A 17,356-nucleotide genomic window follows, 5' to 3' on the forward strand; every position below is an offset into this window, starting at 1 on the left:
GGTGTACGGATCGCGTCCCGGCGTCCGCCCGGTGACCTGGCGCCTGCCTCAGCTGCCCTTTCTGCGATGACAACTCCTCCCGAGTCCGGCCCCACGCTGGACGCCGCCAGTCCCCTCCCCCCCGACATCGAAGCCGCCGACGAACCCACCAAGGTTCCCCTCGCCATCGAAGACTGGCTCACGGTCCTCATCATGGGCGCGCTGGCGCTCATCACCTTCGCCAACGTCATCGTGCGCTACTTCACCGACTCGTCCTTCGCGTGGACGGAGGAGTTCTCGGTGTTCCTCATGATCATGCTGGCGCTGGTGGCCGGCTCGGCCGCCGTGGCGCGCGACCGGCACATCCGCATCGAGTACTTCTCGGAAAGCGGCTCCATGGCGCGGCGCAAGCGCCTGGCCCAGTTCGGCGCGCTGATGATCGCCATCCTGTTCGCGCTGATCGGCGCGCTCAGCATCCGCATGGTCTGGGACGACTACCGCTTCGAGGAAACCACGCCCGGCATCGGCCTGCCGGCCTGGTGGTATTCGATCTGGCTGCCCATCGTGTCGTTCGCGATCGCGGGGCGCGCCATCGGCCTGATGGTCCGCCGTGGGCGCAAGACCAACTACAAGTCTGACGACAACAGCAGCAGCAGCAAGAAGGGCGACGCCAAGTGATCGCCACCCTGCTCTTCGTCGCCTTCGTCGTGATGATGCTGGTGGGCGTGCCCATCGGCGCCGCGCTCGGCCTGGCGGGCGCGGCCTGCATCGCGCTGGCCAACGCCGACGCGCAGTGGTTCGGCCTGCTGGCCGTGCCGCAGAACTTCTATGCCGGCCTGGGCAAGTACCCGCTGCTGGCGATTCCGATGTTCGTGCTGGTCGGCTCCATCTTCGACCGCTCGGGCGTGGCGCTGCGCCTGGTCAACTTCGCCATCGCCATCGTGGGCCGCGGCCCCGGCATGCTGCCGCTGGTGGCGATTGCGGTGGCCATGTTCCTGGGCGGCATCTCGGGCTCGGGCCCGGCCAACGCCGCCGCCGTGGGCGCGGTCATGATCGCGGCCATGAGCCGCGCCGGCTATCCGGCCGCCTACTCGGCCAGCGTGGTGGGCGCCGCGGCGGCCACCGACATCCTGATTCCGCCCTCGGTCGCGTTCATCGTGTACTCGGTGCTGGTGCCCGGCGCCTCGGTGCCGGCGCTGTTCGCGGCCGGCATGATCCCCGGCGTGATGGCCGGCCTGGCGCTGATGATTCCGGCCGTGTGGCTGGCGCGCAAGCACAAGATGGGCGCGCTCGAATCGACGCTGCCGCGCCCGCCGTTCTGGAAGAGCTTTCGCGAAGCGATCTGGGGCCTGGCGGCGCCGGTGCTCATCCTGGGCGGCATGCGCGCGGGCTGGTTCACGCCGACCGAGGCGGCCGTGGTCGCCGTGTTCTACGGCCTGTTCGTGGGCATGTGCATCCACCGGACGATCAAGGTGCGCGACCTGTTCGTGATCCTGCGCGAGTCGGGCGAGCTGTCGGCGGTGATCCTGCTGGTGGTGTCGCTGGCAGGCATCTTCGCGTACTCGCTCTCGACGCTGGGCGTCATCGATCCGGTCACGCGCGCCATCGTGAATTCGGGCCTGGGCGAGTACGGCATCCTGGCATTGCTGATCCTGCTGCTGATCACCGTGGGCATGTTCCTGGACGGCGTGTCGATCTTCCTGATCTTCGTGCCGCTGCTGCTGCCCATCGTGCAGCACTACAAGTGGGACCCGGTGTGGTTCGGCGTGATCCTCACGCTGAAGGTGGCGCTGGGCCAGTTCACGCCGCCGCTGGCCGTCAACCTCATGGTCTCGTGCCGCATCGCCAAGGTGCGCATGGAAGAAACCGTGCAGTGGGTGGGCTGGATGCTGTTCTCGATGTTCGTGGTGATGGTGCTGGTGATCGCCTTCCCCGAACTCGCGCTCTGGCTGCCGCGCAAGCTGGGCTACTGATTTTTTCGATCCATCGACAGACAAAGAGGAGACCTCTCTCATGAAATTCCGCCGCACCCTGCTGGGCCTTGCCGCCGTCGCCGCCACGCTCGGCCTGTTCTCGACCGGCGCGATGGCGCAGGCCACCTACAAGCCCGAGTACAAGATGTCGCTGGTGCTGGGCCCGCCCACGCCGTGGGGCCAGGCCGGCAAGATCTGGGCCGACCTCGTGAAGGAGCGCACCCAGGGCCGCATCAACATCAAGCTGTACCCGGGCGTGTCGCTCATTCAAGGCGACCAGACGCGTGAGTTCAGCGCGCTGCGCCAGGGCGTGATCGACATGGCGGTGGGCTCGACCATCAACTGGTCGCCGCAAGTGAAGCAGCTCAACCTGTTCTCGATGCCCTTCCTGATGCCCGACTACGCGGCCATCGACGCGCTCACGCAGGGCGAGGTGGGCAAGGACATGTTCAAGACGCTCGACAAGGCCGGCGTGGTGCCGCTCGCCTGGGGCGAGAACGGCTTCCGCGAAATCACCAACTCGAAGAAGCCGATCAAGTCGCCGGCCGACATCAAGGGCATGAAGATCCGCGTGGTGGGCTCGCCCATCTACTCCGACATGCTCACCGCGCTGGGCGCCAACCCCACGCAGATGAGCTGGGCCGACGCGCAGCCCGCGCTCGCCAGCGGCGCGGTCGACGGCCAAGAGAACCCGCTGTTCCTGTTCACCGTGCTCAAGATGCACACGGTGGGCCAGAAGTTCGTCACCACCTGGGGTTACGTGGCCGACCCGCTGGTGTTCGTCGTGAACAAGGAAATCTGGGCCTCGTGGACGCCGGCCGACCAGGCCATCGTGCGCCAGGCCGCGCTCGACGCCGGCAAGCAGGAAATCGCCATCGCGCGCAAGGGCCTGGTCGAAGCCGACAAGCCCGTGCTGAAAGACATCGCGGCCATGGGCGTGACGGTGACCAACCTCACGCCGGCCGAGCGCGACGCCTTCGTGAAGGCCACGCGCCCGGTGTACGACAAGTGGAAGTCGACCGTCGGCGTCGACCTGGTGGCCAAGGCCGAGAAGGCCATCGCCGCGCGCGCGAAGTAAGCCGCGCGTTGCCGTCGGTGGATCGGGGTGGCATGACAATGTCGCCATGCACACCCTGATCATCGACACGGACCCCGGCGCGGACGACGTGATCGCGCTGCTGTTTGCCCTGGCGGCGCCCGAATCGCTGGCGATTCAGGCGCTGACCACGGTGGCGGGCAATGTTCCCCTGGCCAAGACCTCGCGCAACGCGCGCCTGGCCTGCGAATGGGCCGGACGGCCGCAGGTTCCGGTCTACGCCGGCGCCGAGCGGCCCCTGCAACGCACACCCATCTACGCCGCCAACATCCACGGCCGAGAAGGCCTCACCGGCGTGGCCGTGCACGAGCCCGCCGTGCCGCTGGCCGAGGGCAGCGCCGTCGACTACCTCGTGCGCACGCTGCGCGCCGCGCCCGAGCACAGCGTGACGCTCGCCATGCTCGGCCCGCAGACCAACCTCGCGCTGGCGCTCGAACAGGCGCCCGACATCGTGCGCGGCCTGCGCGAGCTGGTGCTCATGGCCGGCGCGCATTTCAACGGCGGCAACATCACGCCGGTGGCGGAGTTCAACGTGTTCGCCGACCCGCACGCGGCCGAGGCGGTGCTCAAAAGCGGCGTGCCGATCACGATGCTGCCGCTGGACGTGACGCACAAGATCCTCACGAGCGACGCGCGCATCGCGCGGCTGCGCCAGCTGGGCAACCGCGCCGGCGCGATCGTTGCCGACATCCTCGACGCCTACGCGCCGCAAGAGATGGCCCACTACGGCATGCCCGGCGGCCCGGTGCACGACGCCACCGTGACGGCCTACCTGCTGCGCCCCGACCTGTTCCAGGGCCGCCGCATCCACGTCGAGATCGACAGCCGCGAAGGCATGGGCTTCGGCCAGACCGTGGCCGACTGGCACAGCAGCCTGAAGCGGCCCGCGAACGTGCACTGGGTCGTCGACGGCGATGCGCAGGGCTTCTTCGACCTGCTGACGGAGCGCATCGCGCGGCTGCCCTGAGCCTCCAACCCTTCAACCAAGCCCCATGAAAAAAGCCACGCTGCGAACAGCGTGGCTTTTTGCTTGGAGCGCGCAGCGAATCAGTGCTGCAGGATCTTGTTCAGGAAGTCCTTGGTGCGCGGCTGGCGGTTTTCCGGGTGGTTGAAGAACTCGTCCTTCGGGCAGTCTTCGAGGATCTTGCCGCCCACGTCGATGAAGATCACGCGGCTCGCGACCTTGCGGGCGAAGGCCATTTCGTGCGTGACGACCATCATGGTCATGCCTTCCTTGGCCAGGCTCACCATCACGTCGAGCACTTCGCCGACCATCTCGGGGTCGAGCGCCGAGGTGGGTTCGTCGAACAGCATCACGATCGGGTCCATCGACAGCGCACGGGCGATCGCCACGCGCTGCTGCTGGCCGCCCGACAGCTGGCCCGGGAACTTGTCCTTGTGCGCCATCAGGCCCACGCGGTCGAGCATCTTCAGGCCGCGGGTCTTGGCTTCGTCGGGCGTGCGACCCAGCACCTTGATCTGCGCGATCGTGAGGTTCTCGGTCACCGACAGGTGCGGGAACAACTCGAAGTGCTGGAACACCATGCCGACCTTGGAGCGCAGCTTGGGCAGGTTGGTCTTGGGGTCGTGCAGCGGAATGCCGTTGACGGTGATCTCGCCCTTCTGGAAGGGCTCGAGCGCGTTCACGGTCTTGATGAGCGTGGACTTGCCGGAACCCGACGGGCCGCACACCACCACCACGTCGCCCTTGGAGATGTTCACCGAGCAGTCGTTAAGCACCTGCACCGGGCCGTACCACTTGGAGACGTTCTTGATTTCAATCATTTTTTCGGACATTTGTTTCTCTCCGGTTCAGTTCAGCCACTCAATCAGCGAATGATGGCGATTTTCTTGTGCAGGCGCTTCACCAGCCAGGAAAGGGCGTAGCACATGGCGAAGTACACGACCGCCGCCAGCAGGTAGGCCTCGATCGGGCGGCCGAAGTTCTTGCCGGCCGTCTCGAAGCCCTTGAGCATGTCGTAGGCACCGATGGCGTAGACCAGCGAGGTGTCCTGGAACAGGATGATGGTCTGCGTGAGCAGCACCGGCAGCATGTTGCGGAAGGCCTGCGGCAGCACCACCAGGCGCATGTTCTGGCCATAGGTCATGCCCACCGCCTGGCCCGCGTTCACCTGGCCGCGCGGGATCGACTGGATGCCCGCGCGCATGATCTCGCTGAAGTAGGCCGCTTCGAACGCCACGAAGGTGATCACCGCCGAGATTTCCGAGCGGTAGTTCGAGCCGAGCGAACCGAACAGCGAATAGAACGACGCCGGCACGAGCAGGAAGAACCACAGGATCACCATCACCAGCGGGATGCTTCGCATGCCGTTGACGTACAGGGCCGCGGGCGCATCGAGCCACTTCTTGCCCGACAGGCGCATGAGCGCCAGGATCGTGCCGAAGATCACGCCACCAATGGTGGCCACCACCGTCAGCATGATGCTGAAGTAGAAGCCCTTGATGACGAAGTTGCTGATGACGTCCCAGTTGTAGAAGGACAGGTCGAGATTCATCATGTCAGTGTCCTCCGCCGCCAGCGCTGGCCGAGACGATGAAGCCCGGCACGCGGGTCTTCTTCTCGATGAACGCCATGAGCCGGTTGATGGCCAGGGCCGACACCACGTAGCACGCCGTCACCGCCAGGTAGACCTCGATGCCGCGCGAGGTTTCTTCCTGCGCCTGCATGGCGAACATGGTGAGCTCGGTGACCGACACGGCGAACGCGACGGACGAGTTCTTGAAGATGTTCATCGTCTCGCTCGTGAGCGGCGGGATGATGATGCGATACGCCATCGGCAGGATCACGTAGCGGTAGTACTGCGGCGTGGTGAAGCCCACCGCCATGCCCGCGTAGCGCTGGCCCTTGGGCAGCGCCTGGATGCCGGAGCGCACCTGCTCGGCGATACGCGCCGAGGTGAAGAAGCCCAGTGCCAGCACCACGAGGATGAAGCTCGGCACGCCCTTCATCACGGGAACCAGCGCCGGAATCACGTGGTACCAGAGGAAGATCTGCACCAGCAGCGGGATGTTGCGAAAGAGCTCCACCCATGCATTGCCGAAGCGCACGAGCCACGGACTGTCGGGCAGCGTGCGAATGATGCCGATCAGCGAGCCCAGCACCAGCGCGACGATCAGCGCCAGCAGCGCGACCGACACGGTCCAGCCCCAGGCCGAGAGCATCCATTGCAGGTAGCTCGGATATTCCCCCCCGGGGTCTTGCAGGAAGACCTGCCAATCCCAGTTTCCCATGTGTGTTTACTCCTTCAGCTTCTTTTCGAAAAACCGTCCCTTGAAAAGAAACGCCCACCGCGAAAGGTGGGCGTCCATTCACGCAGCGACGCGCGCTTATTCCTTGGTGACGTACTCTTCGGCCGGCTTGTCGTTCGGGTTGGCCCACGCGTTCTTGGTGGCTTCGCCCAGCGGCAGGTTGATGGTCACGTTGGCCGGGGGAATCGGCTTGAGGAACCACTTGTCATACAGCTTGGCGAGTTCGCCCGACTTGGCCTGTGCCTTGATGCTGTCGTCCACGGCCTTCTTGAAGGCCGGGTCGTCCTTGCGGATCATGATGGCGATGGGTTCCACGGCCAGCACGTCGTTCAGGATCTTGTAGTCCTTGGGCGACTTCGACTTGGCAGCCAGGGCAGCCAGGATCGAGCCGTCCATCACGAAGGCGTCGGCACGGCCGGTTTCCAGCAGCAGGAAGCTGTCGGAGTGGTCCTTGCCATAGACCTCCTTGAAGGTCAGGTTCTCGGCGCGCTTTTGCTTGCGCACCGTCTGCAGCGGCGTGGTGCCGGTGGTGGTGGCGACCGTCTTGTCCTTCAGGTCGGCCAGCGAGTTGATGCCCGAGTTGGCCTTGACGACGATCTTGGTTTCTTCGACGTAGGTGGTCACGCCGAAAGCCACGTCCTTCTGGCGGGTGGCGTTGTTGGTGGTGGAGCCGCACTCGATGTCCACGGTGCCGTTCTGCACCAGGGGGATGCGGTTCTGCGAAGTCACGGGCTGGTACTTGACTTCGAGCTTCTTGCCGGCGGCCTTCTCCAGGTCCTTGATGATGTTGGCGCAGACGTCGTAGTGGAAGCCGGTGTACTGGCCATTGCCGAGCGTGTACGAAAGGCCGGAGGACTCACGCACGCCTTCGGTGATGGTGCCCGAGGCCTTGATCTTGGCCAGGGTGTCATTGGCCTGTGCAAAGGCGCCGCTGGTGGCGAGCGCTGCGACAGCCAATGCCAATACTTGTTTTTTCATACGAAAAGCTCCTGAGGGTGACTGAAACAAATAGAACGAAATTCTAGACACTCGCATTTTGCGGGATACCCGGACCAACCCGGTGCATTCCACGGGCATCGCCGCCCGCCTCGCACCGGCCGCGCCCATCGGGGCGCCAGCCTGGTGCAATCCAGACATTTCGCATTGTCCGACTTTCACTAAGCAGCCTTTGTGCCCGGCATTCGGGCGGCTGTGCGTGGCGCAAGCAGCGACCGGCGATCCCCGGCGTGCAACGGCCGAAAAAAACTGCCGCGACTGTAGTGGCGGCGCGGCCCGGCCGCCAATGCTGATTGCGGGGGGCCGTATGCGTGGTGCTTATAGATTGTGCAGTGCACAAATCTACCCGCCGTTCACGCTCGTTCAGTGCGGCGGCTGGGTCCCGACCAGGTAGGACCACAGGGCGTCGGCCGTGCGCTTGGGCTGCAGGCTTTCGGACAGCCCGGCCCGGGCCGCCGAGCGGCCGGCGCCGCCCTTCACCGGGACCGGCGCGGTGGGCCGCTCGCGGTAGGCGCGGATTTCCATCTTGGCCTCGAGGCTGTCGATCTCGGGCGGCAGCGCGCTCACCAGCTTGCGCGCCTTGATCTCCTTGCGCACCGCGCTTTGCGGCAGGAAGGCGATGCCGTGGCCTTCGAGCGCCATCACCTTCAGGCCTTCGGCCATGTCGGTCTCGTAGACGCGGTCCAGGTGGATGGCGGTGCCCGACTCTTTCAGCAACTGGTCGACCACGCGCCCGAGGTAGGCGCCCGGCGCATAGCCCAGGTAGGGCAGCGGCTGGCCCGGACGGCCCGGCAGCCGGTAGCGCGGCGCGCCCTCCGCATCGGCCTTGACCCAGGGGGCGACGGTTTCCTCGCCCAGGCTGACCATCTCGTACTTGTTGGCATCGAGCTGCAGCGGCTGTGAGGGGTGGTGGTAGGCGATCAGCAGGTCGCAGCTGCCCTCGACCAGCCGCAGCACCGCGTCATGCACGTTGAGCGCGATGAGCCGGCTCTTGATCGGTCCGAAGTGCTCGCGCAGGCTGGTGACCCACGAGGGAAAGAAGGTGAAGGCCAGCGTGTGCGGCACGGCGATCTCGATCACGTCCTGGCCGGCGGCCGAGTGGCCGCGCAGCATGGCGCGCGTGCTCTGCAGCGACTGCAGCATCTCGATGGCCTGGCTGTACAGCGTCTGGCCCGCGGGCGTGAGGCGGGTGGGGTAGGAGCTGCGGTCGACCAGGTCGGTGCCGGCCCATCCCTCGAGCGCCTGGATGCGCCGCGAGAACGCCGGCTGCGTCACGTGCCTCAACTGGGCCGAGCGGCTGAAGCTGCGGGTTTCCGCCAAGCTGATGAAGTCTTCGAGCCACTTTGTTTCCATACGCGGCGATTATGCGAGCGCCGCGCCATACTGGGCGCCCCCTCCTTTTCCCGCATGCGCCATGCCTTTCGACGACCTGCCTGAGCTCAGCGCCACCGAACTTTCGCGCAAGATCGCGGCCCGCGACGTGTCCTGCCGCGAGGTGATGCAGGCGTCGCTCGCCCGCATCGACGCGCTCAACCCGCGCTTCAACGCCATCGTCTCCCTGCGCGATGCGGCCCAACTGCTGGCCGAGGCCGACGAACGCGACGCCGAGCTGGCGCGCGGCGAACGGCGCGGCTGGATGCACGGCTTTCCGCTGGCCGTGAAGGACCTGAGCCACGCCGCCGGCCTGCCGACCTCGATGGGCTCGCCGCTGTCGCCGCGCTCGCCCGCGCGCACCGACAGCCTGCATGTGGCGCGCATGCGCGCGGCCGGCGCCATCGTCATCGGCAAGACCAACACGCCCGAGTTCGGGCTCGGCTCGCACACCTACAACACGGTGTTCGGCATCACGCGCAACGCCTACGCGCCCGATCGCAGCGCGGGCGGCAGCAGCGGCGGCGCGGCCGTGGCGCTGGCCCTGGGCATGCTGCCCGTGGCCGACGGCAGCGACATGATGGGATCGCTGCGCAACCCCGCCGCCTTCAACAACGTGATCGGCCTGCGCCCCTCGCGCGGCCGCGTGCCCGGCGACCCGGAGCAGGAACTCTTCTTCCAGCAGCTGGGCTGCGAGGGCCCGATGGGCCGCACCGTGGAAGACACGGCCCGGCTGCTGGCCGTGCAGGCGGGTTTCGACACGCGCGTGCCGCTGTCGTCGCCGCACGCCCTGCCCTCGCCCGACGACCTGCAGCTGGACGGCGACGGCCGCGGCCTGCGCATCGGCTGGCTCGGCAGCCTCTGGCCGGAGTTGCCGCTGGCGCCGGGCGTGCGCGAACTCGGCGAGCAGGCGCTCGACACCTTCCGCACCATCGGCTGCGAGGTCGAGCCCTGCACGCTCGACGTGCCGCGCGAGCACAACTGGAGCGCCTGGCTGCGATTGAGGCAACTGCTGGTGGGCGGCAAGCTCGGCGCCTACCTGAGCGACCCGAAGCTGTTCGCGCAGCTCAAGCCCGAGGCGCAATGGGAGATCGAGCAGAGCCGGCACCTGGACGCCGCCTCGCTGTACCAGGCCTCGCACTACCGATCGAATGTGTACCGCGCGTTCCTGAAGCTCTTCGAGCGCTTCGACTTCGTGGTCGCGCCGACGGCGCAGGTGTTCCCGTTCGACGCCGAGCTGCACTGGCCGGCCGAGGTGAACGGCGTGAAGAGCGACACCTACCACCGCTGGATGGAGATCGTCACGCCCTTCACGCTGGCGGGCCTGCCCACGCTGAACGTGCGCGCGGGCTTCGGCGACGGCGGGCTGCCGATGGGCCTGCAGCTGGCCGGGCCGATCCACGCCGACCTCGAGGTGCTGCGGCTGGGCCATGCCTACGACCAGGCCTGCGGCTGGGCGGCGCGGCGCCCGCCGGCCTTGTCCTGATCCGATCGGATCAGATCGGCGTGAGCACGCCGCGCCCCGCGAAGTGCCCTTGGGCGTTCGCGAGGAAGTGGTCCACCGACTTCTGCGTGGCCTCGGGCGACCAGCCCGCCATGTGCGGCGTGAGCAGCACGTTGTCCAGGCCGATGAGCGGCTCGGGGCGCTTGGGTTCGCTCTCGTACACGTCCAGGCCCGCGCCCGCGATGCGGCGCTCGCGCAGCGCCTTCGCCAGCGCCTCGGTGTCGACCACGCTGCCGCGGCCGATGCTCACGAGATAGCCCTGCGGCCCCAGCGCGTCGAGCACTTCGGCGTTGACCAGGTGCTTGGTCGCCGGCCCGCCCGGCGCGGCCAGGATCAGGAAGTCGGCCCAGGTGGCGAGCGACTTCAGGTCGTCGAAGTAGCGGTGCGTGGCGCCTTCGCGCGGCTTGCGGTTGTGATAGCCGATGGCCATGTCGAAGGCCGCCGCGCGCTTGGCGATCTTCTGGCCGATGGTGCCCAGCCCCAGGATGCCGAGCTTCTTGCCCGACACGTTCGGCGGCTGCGGAATCGCCTCGCGCCACACGCCTTCGCGGCACAGCCGGTCGAGCGTGCGGAACTCGCGCACGATGCTGATCAGCAGGCCGAAGGCATGGTCGGCCACGCAGTCGTCATTGGTGCCGGCGCCGTTGGCGGTGGCGATGCCGCGTGCGCGCGTGACCTCGAGCGGCACACCTTCGTAGCCCGCGCCCATGCAGCAGACCAGCTCGAGCGCCGGCATGGCGTCGATCTCGGCGGGCGTGAGGCCGATGACGCCGATGGTCAGCACCGCGCGGAACTTGGCGCCGTGCTCGGCGATGGCGGCGGCGCGCTGCGCGTCGCCGAAGGCGTAGGTCATGTCGTAGACCTCGGCAATCTGGGCCTGGTGGGCGCTCGAGAGGCTGTTGAGCACCAGCAGGGGAATCTTGGTCGACACGTCTGAACTCCTGGGGTCGGTGAAAAGAAAGAAGGGGTGAATGATCGGGCTAGAGCATCGGCACTGCTTCGCTCTTCTGCAAAGCCCACATCTGGGCGTAGCGCCCCTGCTGCGCGAGCAGATCGGCGTGCGTGCCGCGCTCGACGATCACGCCCGATTCGAGCACCAGGATCTCGTGCGCCTCGACCACGGTCGAGAGGCGGTGCGCGATGACCAGCGTGGTCTTGCCCTGCGCGGCGCTGCGCAGCTCGGACTGGATCGCGCGTTCGTTGGCCGAATCGAGCGCCGAGGTGGCCTCGTCGAAGATCACGATCGGCGGGTTCTTCAAGAGCGTGCGCGCGATGGCCACGCGCTGCTTCTCGCCGCCCGACAGCTTCAGGCCGCGCTCGCCCACCGTCGTCTCGTAGCCCTTGGGCGTGGCGGCGATGAAGTCGTGGATGCGCGCGGCGCGCGCCGCCCCTTCGACCTCGTCGCGCGTGGCGCCGGGGCGGCCGTAGGCAATGTTGTATTCGACCGTGTCGTTGAACAGCACCGTGTCCTGCGGCACGATACCGATGGCGCGGCGCACGCTGGCCTGCTGCACGGCGCGGATGTCTTCGCCGCCGATGGTGATGCGGCCTTGCTGCACGTCGTAGAAGCGGTACAGGAGGCGCGCCAGCGTCGACTTGCCCGAGCCCGAGGGGCCGACCACGGCCACGGTCTTGCCGGCCGGGATCTCGAAGCTCACGTGCTTGAGGATCGGGCGATCGGGCTCGTAGGCGAAGCTCACATCTTCGAAGCGGATGGTCGAGTCGGTGCCCGCCAGCGGCTGCGCGCCGGGCGCATCGCGCACCTCGCGCTCCTTCTCCATCAGCACGAACATCTTGTCCAGGTCGGTCAGGCTCTGCTTGATCTCGCGGTAGATCACGCCCAGGAAGTTGAGCGGAATGTAGAGCTGAATCATGAAGGCGTTGACCATCACCAGGTCGCCCAGCGTCATGCGCCCTTCGACCACGCCCGAGGTGGCGCGCCACAGCATCAGCACCAGGCTCACGGCAATCAGCAGCTGCTGGCCGGTGTTGAGCATGCTCAGCGTGCGCTGGCTCTTGATGGCGGCCTTGCGGTAGCGGTCGAGGCTGGCGTCGTAGCGCTTCGCCTCGAAGTCTTCGTTGTTGAAGTACTTGACGGTCTCGTAGTTCAGCAGCGAATCGACCGCGCGGCTCTGGGCCATGGAGTCGAGCTCGTTCATGGTGCGGCGGAACTGGGTGCGCCACTCGGTCACGGTGACCGTGAAGACGATGTACAGCACCAGCGCCGCGCCCGTGATCCACACGAACAGCGCGTCGAACTTCACGCCCAGGATGGTCAGCACCAGCGTCAGCTCGATGATGGTGGGCACGATGCTGTACAGCGACATCGAAATGAGCGAATGCACGCCGCGCGTGCCGCGCTCGATGTCACGCGTCATGCCGCCGGTCTGGCGCTCCAGGTGAAAGCGCAGGCTCAGCGCATGCAGGTGGCCGAACACCTGCAGCGCGATGCTGCGCGCCGCGCCCTCGGTGGCCTTGGCGAAGATCAACTCGCGCAGCTCGTTGAACAGCGAGGTCGAAAAGCGCAGCAGCCCGTAGGCCACCAGCAGCGCCATCGGCACGACGAGCAGCGCCTGCGCCATGTCGGGCTTGGGCGTCATCGTGTCGACCAGGTTCTTGAGCAGCACCGGCACGCCCACGTTCGCCACCTTGGCCGCGATCATGAAGCCGAGCGCGGCGATCACCCGCCACTTGTACTGCCAGAGGTAGGGAAACAAGCGACGCAGGGTCGCCCAGTCGGAACGGTCGGAGCGCGCGGGCGGGTGGCCGCCGGGCGCATGGGGAGAGGAGGAAAGGGCTTCGCCGCTTCGGCGCATGGGGGACAATCGTGGGTGTTGTTGTTGCTTCAGATTGTGCCCATGTCCTCCCCTTCCAGTGCCGCTTCCGCCGCAGCGGCGGCCGCCGCCACCCTCAAGAGCCTGCCCACCGACATGGAGCTGGTGCTCAAGGTCATCCCGATGCCGGCCGACTGCAACGCCAACGGCGACATCTTCGGCGGCTGGGTCATGGCGCAGTGCGACCTGGCCGGCTCGGTGATCCCGGCGCGCTACGCCAAGGGCCGCCAGGCCACCGTGGCGGTCAACGAGTTCATCTTCAAGCAGCCGGTGCGGCTGGGCGACATCCTCTCGTTCTATTCGAAGCTGGTGCGCGTGGGCCGCACCTCGATCACGGTGACGGTCGAGGTGTTCGCCGAGCGCTTCCGCGCCCAGGGCGAGTACATCAAGGTGACGCAGGCCACCTTCACCTACGTGGCCATCGACGACAACGGCCGCCCGCGCCCCATTGAAAAGTAATCCCCCAGGCTTCGCGCACTTCGTGTCGCTTCGCCAACCCCCTTGCCGGGGGCAACACCAGCGGCCCGGCAAAGCCGGTTCCGCGGTGTTTCCGGCGAAGACAGTCCCCTTCCCCCGTCAGACACCCGCGTCGCGCACGCGCTCGAAGCACTCGAACTCGCGGTTGATCCAGCGCGCGTCGCGCCGCTCCACGCGGCGGATGTAGACCGACTGCACCACGTCGCGCGTGTGGGCGTCGATCTCGACCGGCCCGCGCGGGCTGTCCAGCCGCAGGCCGCGGAACGCATCCACCAGCCGCTCGGTGCCCGCCTTGCCGCCGCGCGCGCCCGGCGCGCTCAGCGCGGCGTCGATGGCCGCGAGCCCGTCGTGCGCCGCCACGGCGAAGTAGCCCGGGCGCAGGTGGCTGCCGTACTCGGTCTCGAAGGCGCCCGCGAAACGCCGGTTGGCCGGCGACTCGTGGGCGAAGGAATAGTGGTGGCTGGTGACCAGCCCCTCGGCCAGTTCGCCGATGCCGTCCAGGTAGTGGTCGTCGGTGGCGTCGCCCGTCGCGAGCAGGCGGATGCCGGTGTCGGCCATGCCGCGGTCGCGCCAGAACTTCAGGAAGATGGCCGGCATCTGGCCCGAGGGCAGGAAGAAGAACACGGCCTGCGGCTTCAGCTCGCGCAGGCGCAGCATGTAGGCCGAGTAGTCGAGCGTGTTCAGCGGCACGCGCAGCATCGCGCCCACACGCCCGCCGCCCGCGGTGATGCCGGAGACGAAGGCGCTTTCGGCGTCCACGCCCGAGGCGTAGTCGGCCACCACGGTGCACACGTCGCGCAGCCCCTGCTGCAGCGCCCAGCGCGCCAGCGGCGCCGTGACCTGCGCGATGGTGAACGACACCCGCACCATGAACGGCGAGCGCCCGGGGATGCCCGAGGAGGCGGCGTTCATGATCACGGTCGGCACGCGCGCCTGCGTGGCGACGGTGCCGACGGCGTAGGCGTTGGAGCTGAAGTCCAGCCCCGTGAGCAGGTCGACGCGCTCGCTCTCGATGAGGTCCTGCGCCTGGCGCCGTGCCTGTTCGGGCGCGCTGCCGGGCACGTCGCGGCGCAGCAGCTCGACCGGCCGGCCCGCGATCTGCTGCTTGTGGTCGGCCAGCCAGACCGCCATGCCGGCGTCGAACTGGCGCCCGCCGCCCGCATAGGGCCCCGACCATGAGCCGATGACCCCGATGCGCAACGGCCGCACGCGCGCCAGCACCAGCGAGGGCGCCGCGAGCGTGCCCGCGAGTAAGCCCAAAGCATGCCGGCGCGTCGACCCGAATGCTACTTTTTCAGTAGCACGCATCGCCCGCGTGGCGGGCGCTGTGGGCGGGTTGACGTCTGGAGCAGGCACGAGGAACAGTGTACGCAGGCACCGTCCGCAGGCAAGTCCACGGAAGGCTTAGACCTTCGAGAAATCGGGCTTGCGCTTCTGGCGAAAGCTGCTTCGCGCCGCTTGCGCGGCTACGCCTCTGTTCGAGGCGTCGGATTTCAGCACTTGCTGAAATCCGGCTTGCGCTTTTCCATGAACGCACCGAACGCTTCCTTGGCAGCCGGCTCGCGCAGCATGCGGCCGAAGCTCGCGCCTTCTTCGCCCATGCGTTCGAGCACGGCGGGCATCTGCGCCTTCTTCAGCAGGCGCTTGGTCTCGATCAGCGCGCTCAGCGGCTTGGCCGCGAGCTTGCGCGCCTGCGTCTGCGCGATGCCGTTGGCTTCGGTCGGCGGCACCACGCGGTTGACCAGGCCCACTTCGAGCGCGGCCTCGGCCATGAAGGGCTCGCCCAGCAGCAGGGCTTCGGCGGCGCGGTGGTAGCCCAGCATCTGCGGCACCAGCAGGCTCGACGCGGCCTCGGGGCACAGGCCCAGGTTGACGAAAGGCATCGAGAAGGCCGCGTTGTCGCCCGCGTAGACGAGGTCGCAGTGGAACAGCATCGTGGTGCCGATGCCCACGGCCGGGCCGCACACGGCGGCGACGATGGGCTTGGGGAAGGTGGCGATGCCGCGCAGGAAGCGGAACACCGGCGATTCGGTGTTGGCGGGCGGCGCGTTGAGGAAGTCGCCGATGTCGTTGCCGGCGCTGAAGATCGTCGGGTCGCCCTGGATCAGCACGCAGCGCACGGCCGCTTCGCTCTCGGCCGTGGCGAGCGCGTCGGCCAGCGCGGCGTACATGCTGCTGGTGATCGAGTTCTTCTTGTCGACGCGGTTGAAGGTGATGGTCATCACGCCGGCTTCGGTGTGGACGAGGATGTCGCTCATGGAAAGATCCTTGGGTAGGTAAAACGGGGGGCGACGCGCTCAGAAGGTGTGAATGAATCCGGCGTGGCCGAGCAGCCCGCCCAGGCGCGGCCCCTCAAGGCGCAAAGCGCAGCCATAGCTCGGGCTATGGCGAGCATTTGCAACGCCGAGGGGGCGTGTCTGGGCGGGATGAGCGGACATGGCGGGTTCGTTCACACTTTCTCAAGCTTCGAGCGATTCGCGGACGAAATCGAGGCGGTCCTGGCCCCAGTACATCTGGTCGCCGACGAACATGGTGGGGGCGCCGAACACGCCGCGCTCCACCGCCTCCTGCGTGACCGCCTTGAGGCGGTCTTTCACTTCCTGCGCGCCGGCCAACGCGAGCAGGCCCGCGGCGTCGAAGCCTGCATTTTGCAAGACGGCGCCGACGGTCGCGGGGTCGTTCAGGTTCTTCGGCTCGACCCACATGGCATGGAACACCGCGTCGATGTAGGCACCGAAGCGTTCGGGCATCTTCATCTGCACGCCGGTGGCGCCGCGCATCAGCAGCAGCGTGTTGATCGGGAAGTGCGGGTTGTGCACGAAGGGCACGCCGTAGCGCTTCGCGAAGCGCTGCAGGTCGGTCGTGAGGTACGGGCCCTTGGCCTTGATCTCGGCGGGCGAATGGTTGCCCGTGGCCTGGAACACGCCGCCCAGCAGCATGGGCTTCCAGACCAGTTCGGCGCCGGTGTCGGCGCACACGTGCGGCAGCTGCGTGGCGGCCAGGTAGGCGGCGGGGCTGCCGACGTCGAAATAGAACGCGACGGATTTCGTCATGGGTGTCGTCTCCTTGGGGCTGTGCGCCGCGATGCGATGCGTAGCGCGGCGCCGGTCAGAACTTCTCGGACCAGGGGCGCAGGTCCAGCTCGTGCGTCCACGCATCGCGCGGCTGCGCATGCAGCATCCAGTAGCTGTCGGCGATGTGGTCCGGGTTCAGGATGCCGTCGCTGTCCTTCAGCGCATAGCGCTCGGGGAAGTTGCTGCGGATGAACTCGGTGTCGATGGCGCCGTCGACCACGACGTGCGCGACGTGGATGCCCTGCGGCCCCAGCTCGCGCGCCATCGATTGGGCCAACGCGCGCAGGGCCATCTTGGCGCCCGAGAAGGCGCCGAAGTTGGCCGCGCCGCGCAGCGAGGCCGTCGCACCTGTGAAGATGATCGTGCCGCGGTGGCCGCCGGCGGGCATCTCGCGCGCCACCATGCGCTTGGCCACTTCGCGGCCGTTGAGGAAGCCCGAGAAGCAGGCCATCTCCCACACCTTGAAGTACTTGCGCGCGGTTTCGGTGAGGATGCTCTCGGGCACGTTCGCGCCGATGTTGAACACCATCACCTCGATCGGCCCGACGGTCGATTCGATCTGCTCGATGAGCGCCACCACTTCTTCTTCCTTGCGTGCGTCGCAGGCGAAGGCGTGGGCCCGGCCGCCGTCGGCCTCGATCTGCGCCACCAGCGGCTGCAGCTTGTCGAGGCTGCGCCGCGTGACGCAGGTGGCGTAGCCCTCGCGCGCGAAGCGGCGGGCGATGGCGCCGCCGGTGGCGTCGCCCGCGCCGACGATCAATGCAGCCTTGGTGAGCGCCATG

At 67.5% G+C, this 17,356-nt stretch carries 17 protein-coding genes; 6 read left to right on the plus strand and 11 right to left on the minus strand.

The window, feature by feature from the left end; all coding sequences use genetic code 11:
- Positions 1-66: 66 nt before the first annotated feature.
- From VHAB30_RS22030 to VHAB30_RS22045, 4 genes are read left to right on the plus strand one after another with little or no spacing between them, the layout of a single operon-like run.
- Positions 67-657: a TRAP transporter small permease gene (locus VHAB30_RS22030; RefSeq protein WP_159278625.1), complete on the plus strand. Its 591-nt coding sequence runs from the start codon at positions 67-69 to the stop codon at positions 655-657.
- Complete coding sequence (locus VHAB30_RS22035; protein ID WP_062471043.1) at positions 654-1,952, plus strand: TRAP transporter large permease; 1,299 nt, start codon at positions 654-656, stop codon at positions 1,950-1,952. Before VHAB30_RS22030 ends, VHAB30_RS22035 begins: the two co-directional genes overlap by 4 nt.
- A 40-nt stretch (positions 1,953-1,992) precedes the next feature.
- Positions 1,993-3,030, plus strand: coding sequence for a DctP family TRAP transporter solute-binding subunit (locus VHAB30_RS22040; protein ID WP_062471046.1), 1,038 nt, complete (start codon positions 1,993-1,995; stop codon positions 3,028-3,030).
- 46 nt (positions 3,031-3,076) lie between these two features.
- Positions 3,077-4,015, plus strand: coding sequence for a nucleoside hydrolase (locus VHAB30_RS22045; RefSeq protein ID WP_159278626.1), 939 nt, complete (start codon positions 3,077-3,079; stop codon positions 4,013-4,015).
- An 80-nt stretch (positions 4,016-4,095) separates the two neighbouring features.
- On the opposite strand, the gene VHAB30_RS22050 is transcribed toward VHAB30_RS22045, so the two are convergent.
- The 5 genes from VHAB30_RS22050 to VHAB30_RS22070 form a co-directional block, all read right to left on the minus strand.
- Positions 4,096-4,833 (minus strand): amino acid ABC transporter ATP-binding protein, encoded by a 738-nt coding sequence (locus VHAB30_RS22050; RefSeq protein ID WP_056576214.1) that lies wholly within the window; start codon positions 4,831-4,833, stop codon positions 4,096-4,098.
- Between the two features lie 44 nt (positions 4,834-4,877).
- On the minus strand, positions 4,878-5,567 hold the full coding sequence (locus tag VHAB30_RS22055; RefSeq protein WP_070060204.1) for an amino acid ABC transporter permease: 690 nt from the start codon (positions 5,565-5,567) through the stop codon (positions 4,878-4,880).
- Position 5,568: 1 nt separating this feature from the next.
- A complete protein-coding gene (locus tag VHAB30_RS22060) occupies positions 5,569-6,300 on the minus strand; it encodes an amino acid ABC transporter permease (RefSeq protein WP_139701450.1) in 732 nt (243 codons plus the stop codon).
- A 96-nt stretch (positions 6,301-6,396) separates the two neighbouring features.
- Positions 6,397-7,296 (minus strand): amino acid ABC transporter substrate-binding protein, encoded by a 900-nt coding sequence (locus VHAB30_RS22065; RefSeq protein WP_062471058.1) that lies wholly within the window; start codon positions 7,294-7,296, stop codon positions 6,397-6,399.
- A gap of 381 nt (positions 7,297-7,677) precedes the next feature.
- Positions 7,678-8,667, minus strand: coding sequence for a LysR substrate-binding domain-containing protein (locus VHAB30_RS22070; RefSeq protein ID WP_159278627.1), 990 nt, complete (start codon positions 8,665-8,667; stop codon positions 7,678-7,680).
- Between the two features lie 61 nt (positions 8,668-8,728).
- Here VHAB30_RS22070 and VHAB30_RS22075 point away from each other — a divergent pair, with 61 nt between their 5' ends.
- Positions 8,729-10,171: an amidase gene (locus VHAB30_RS22075; RefSeq protein ID WP_159278628.1), complete on the plus strand. Its 1,443-nt coding sequence runs from the start codon at positions 8,729-8,731 to the stop codon at positions 10,169-10,171.
- 10 nt (positions 10,172-10,181) lie between these two features.
- Here the strand turns inward: VHAB30_RS22075 and VHAB30_RS22080 are convergent, their stop codons facing one another.
- Positions 10,182-11,120: a 2-hydroxyacid dehydrogenase gene (locus tag VHAB30_RS22080; RefSeq protein WP_159278629.1), complete on the minus strand. Its 939-nt coding sequence runs from the start codon at positions 11,118-11,120 to the stop codon at positions 10,182-10,184.
- 49 nt (positions 11,121-11,169) lie between these two features.
- Complete coding sequence (locus VHAB30_RS22085; RefSeq protein WP_159278630.1) at positions 11,170-13,005, minus strand: ABCB family ABC transporter ATP-binding protein/permease; 1,836 nt, start codon at positions 13,003-13,005, stop codon at positions 11,170-11,172.
- Between the two features lie 42 nt (positions 13,006-13,047).
- On the opposite strand from VHAB30_RS22085, the gene VHAB30_RS22090 reads away from it, so the two are divergent.
- Positions 13,048-13,482: an acyl-CoA thioesterase gene (locus VHAB30_RS22090; protein WP_159278631.1), complete on the plus strand. Its 435-nt coding sequence runs from the start codon at positions 13,048-13,050 to the stop codon at positions 13,480-13,482.
- Positions 13,483-13,599: 117 nt separating this feature from the next.
- Here VHAB30_RS22090 and VHAB30_RS22095 read toward each other — a convergent pair whose 3' ends face one another.
- The 4 genes from VHAB30_RS22095 to VHAB30_RS22110 form a co-directional block, all read right to left on the minus strand.
- Entirely contained in the window at positions 13,600-14,709 is a 1,110-nt protein-coding gene (locus VHAB30_RS22095; RefSeq protein WP_159278688.1) for an ABC transporter substrate-binding protein, read from the minus strand.
- A 284-nt stretch (positions 14,710-14,993) separates the two neighbouring features.
- Positions 14,994-15,758 carry an enoyl-CoA hydratase gene (locus VHAB30_RS22100; RefSeq protein WP_159278632.1) on the minus strand — a complete coding sequence of 255 codons (765 nt, stop codon included), beginning with the start codon at positions 15,756-15,758 and terminating at the stop codon, positions 14,994-14,996.
- 201 nt (positions 15,759-15,959) lie between these two features.
- Entirely contained in the window at positions 15,960-16,553 is a 594-nt protein-coding gene (locus tag VHAB30_RS22105; RefSeq protein ID WP_159278633.1) for a 2-hydroxychromene-2-carboxylate isomerase, read from the minus strand.
- A 55-nt stretch (positions 16,554-16,608) separates the two neighbouring features.
- Positions 16,609-17,355, minus strand: a complete 747-nt coding sequence (locus tag VHAB30_RS22110; RefSeq protein WP_095949525.1) for an SDR family oxidoreductase — start codon at positions 17,353-17,355, stop codon at positions 16,609-16,611.
- Position 17,356 lies beyond the last annotated feature (1 nt).

The organism is Variovorax boronicumulans, assembly GCF_009811375.1.
GTDB classification, from domain to species: domain Bacteria; phylum Pseudomonadota; class Gammaproteobacteria; order Burkholderiales; family Burkholderiaceae_C; genus Variovorax; species Variovorax boronicumulans.